The sequence below is a fragment of the Butyricicoccus sp. genome (assembly GCF_050872565.1).
Classification (GTDB): Bacteria; Bacillota; Clostridia; order Oscillospirales; family Butyricicoccaceae; genus Butyricicoccus_A.
In genome coordinates this window covers 1-2,951 of sequence record NZ_JBNMHC010000288.1, presented here as the reverse complement: position 1 = coordinate 2,951, position 2,951 = coordinate 1, and the positions used below count along the sequence as shown (strand labels likewise).

The 2,951-nt window shown below is 48.4% G+C and carries 5 protein-coding genes; all 5 read left to right on the top strand.

Annotated elements, in window-relative coordinates; all coding sequences use genetic code 11:
• Window positions 1–129: 129 nt before the first annotated feature.
• Complete coding sequence (locus ACR0P9_RS10190; protein ID WP_432619813.1) at window positions 130–597, top strand: hypothetical protein; 468 nt, start codon at window positions 130–132, stop codon at window positions 595–597.
• Window positions 598–620: 23 nt separating this feature from the next.
• Window positions 621–1,127, top strand: coding sequence for a hypothetical protein (locus tag ACR0P9_RS10185; protein ID WP_432619811.1), 507 nt, complete (start codon window positions 621–623; stop codon window positions 1,125–1,127).
• A gap of 11 nt (window positions 1,128–1,138) precedes the next feature.
• Window positions 1,139–1,735 carry a SpoIIIAH-like family protein gene (locus ACR0P9_RS10180; protein WP_432619809.1) on the top strand — a complete coding sequence of 199 codons (597 nt, stop codon included), beginning with the start codon at window positions 1,139–1,141 and terminating at the stop codon, window positions 1,733–1,735.
• Window positions 1,736–1,810: 75 nt separating this feature from the next.
• Window positions 1,811–2,206 (top strand): Asp23/Gls24 family envelope stress response protein, encoded by a 396-nt coding sequence (locus ACR0P9_RS10175; RefSeq protein WP_432619807.1) that lies wholly within the window; start codon window positions 1,811–1,813, stop codon window positions 2,204–2,206.
• Window positions 2,207–2,329: 123 nt separating this feature from the next.
• A complete protein-coding gene (gene nusB, locus ACR0P9_RS10170) occupies window positions 2,330–2,788 on the top strand; it encodes a transcription antitermination factor NusB (protein WP_432619805.1) in 459 nt (152 codons plus the stop codon).
• The last annotated feature ends 163 nt before the right edge of the window (window positions 2,789–2,951 follow it).

Sequence of the window (2,951 nt, the reverse complement as noted above, 5' to 3'; positions counted from 1 at the left end):
GATTTGCCCGAAATCACTCAGCGGACTTGCCGATGGCATTGCGGACAGCATGGGCATGATTTTAGGTATGTTGGGGAGCTGTTCCGCCATTCTATTTTTTGAGCTGGTGTATTCGGTGGTGATGACGACGTGATTGACTTGCTGCGTCAAATCATTCTCAGCGTCACAGCCGCTTCTTTGTTTGGCGCAGTCGTATTAGCGATTGTGCCGGAAGGTGCGATGAAGGAGGTGCTTCGGATGGGAACCGGTTTGATTTTGATTGTATCGCTTGTTATTCCTATGCAGAAATATGCACCGCAGCGATTTCGAGACTTTCTTCCCCGGATAGAAACTACGCAGATGGAAGACAGCACACAGCTGTTTCAGCAAGAGATGATTCGAGAAATTGAGGCAGAGACTGCCGACTATGCGGAGCAACTGGCACAGCAAAGCGGCATTTCGTGTCAGGCACAGGTATCCGCGCAGATTCAGACGGATAACCAAGTCGTGATTACGCAGATTTCTTTAAAACAAGAAGGAAATGCGGATTTGTCGCAGCTTCAACAGACGCTTGCACAACAGCTTGGTATATCGGCCGATCGTATCTTCATACAATGAAACAGGAGACGCAAGCGTGGCGGGTGTGGGCATCCCGTATTTGGAGACGATATAAATACTTTTTGCTTGTGATTTTGGTCGGCGTCTTATTGCTGACTTCTGGTATGCAGCCTGCGTTCAATACACAGGAGCAAACAGCAGAGCAGGCAGACCATGGGTTTGATTTACAGGCGTTTCAACAATCTGTCGCGGATAGCTTGTCACAGATTGATGGAGCGGGGCGTGTTACCGTGCTGCTGTCGCTGGAAACAGGAGAAGAATCTGTTTATGCGGCGGATGTCAGTAAATCGAGCCAGACGACTGACAATAACAGCAACGAATCATATGAAAGCACAACATCTATTTTGTCGGATGGGAGCTATGGAGAAGCACCGATTTTGATTAAGAGCAAGTATCCGACGTTTCGCGGTGCAGTAATTTTGTGTGAAGGGGCAGATGATGATGCCGTTCGGCTGCAAATTGTTCATGCGGTTTCTGCGCTGTGCGGGATTTCCAGCGATTGCATATCTGTATCGAAACTAAGTCAATAGGAGGGAAGAACATGGTATCCTTAAAGAGGCGCGGTGCCGTGTATGGTGTGATTGGTCTCATGCTGTGTGTTGCGGTCTATTTGAACTGGAGCTACTTTCAATCGCCAGATACACTGACCATTGCCGATCAAGCAGCATCGGAAACTACCGGCAGTATCTATGGCGCAGTGACAGCTGTAGATCATACAGAGACAGCTGACGCGGAAGAGAAGAAAGATGAGAAAACTTCTGATGAGTCAAAAGATACAAAGCAGACGGATTATTTTGCTCAGGCGCGTTTGTCTCGAGAGACTGCGCGAGATGAAGCGCTCACGATGCTGAGAGAAACCGTTTCCAGTGACAGTGCGTCGGAAGATGCCAAGAAGCAAGCGAGCGAGAAAATCACACAGATTGCGGGCAATACAGTAAAAGAAGAACGATTGGAAAGCCAATTGAAATCCAAGGGCTACGCGGATGCGGTCGTTTATATTTCCGATGAGACCATCAGCGTCATTGTTTCCTCACCAAAGGGCGGGCTAAATGCTTCTTCTACGGCAGCGATTTCGGATATGGTGCTGTCAGAGACAGGAGCGCAGGCATCTATGCTGCGTGTCAGTGAAGCGAAATAATCCGGCTTTTTTCAATTTTTTGTTTTCAAACGCCAAACCATATGGTATAATCACATCGTAAGGAGTGTGATACCTATGGCAGACGGTAAGGAATACTGGACTTCCGGCAGCGAACAGGACAGCGTTCGCATTTCTGAGGACGTTATCGCGTCTATTGCAGCGATTGCGGCATCCGAGACAGAGGGCGTAGGCAACCTCTATTCCGGCATTGGCACCAATGTTGCAGAGTTTTTGGGTAAGAAAAGCCTGGCAAAGGGCGTAAAGGTTGTATTCCACGGGGATCTGGTCGAGGTCGAGGTGAGTATGCTCGCCCAGTACGGCTATGACATCTGTGAAGTGAGCAAGAAGGTACAGGAGGCAGTTCGTTCTTCGATTCTGTCCATGACTGGTATGCGTACTTCGGCGGTCAATATCAATGTGGGCGGCGTGTCTTTTGAGACACCGACAGCCGTATCGACTGAGGTTCAGTGACCAAAGCACAGTAAAATAAACCCTGACCAATGTCGGTCGAGGGTTTATTTTTTTGCAGACTTGTTGTATAATATATTTTAAATCATAAAATGGCTAGTTTTAACTAAATACGGAGGTATCCCTGTGGGAAGAAAAGAAGCAAGAGAAATTGCACTGCATCTGATTTTTGAATTGAGCTTTAAGCAGTTTGACGACGCAGAACTCGTTTCTGACCGTCTGGAACAAGAGGTTATGGAATCGCTGGCGGGTGACGTCGCACTGTATGCAGGAGAACTGCCGGAAGAGCAGAAGGCATATATTCGCAATACGGTTCTCGGCGTCTGTGCACATTGCGCAGAGCTGGATGCCGTAGTAGAAGCACATTCTACCAACTGGAAGACCAATCGTTTGACGCACATGACGATGTCTCTTCTGCGTTTGGCGCTGTACGAAATGCAGTATGCGGAAGATGTTCCGGTGGGCACTGCGATTGACGAGGCGGTTGCGCTCGCAAAGAAATACGAATCCAAGGAAGCATCTGCCTTTGTCAACGGCGTTCTCGGTGCAGTGGCACGAGAAAAAGCAGACGAGAAGGCGGAATAATGTCTCTCTTTTTTGGAATTGATACATCCAATTACCGTACATCGGCGGCGCTGTTTGACAGCGAAACAAAGGAATGGAACAACTCCGGCAGATTACTGGAAGTACCGGAAGGGCGCATTGGTCTGAGACAGAGCGATGCGCTGTTTCAGCATGTTTTGCATTT

Coding starts and splice junctions, on each gene's coding strand:
- ACR0P9_RS10180 (WP_432619809.1), top strand. CDS start 1,139: ATGGTATCCTTAAAGAGGCGCGGTGCCGTGTATGGTGTGATTGGTCTC.
- ACR0P9_RS10175 (WP_432619807.1), top strand. CDS start 1,811: ATGGCAGACGGTAAGGAATACTGGACTTCCGGCAGCGAACAGGACAGC.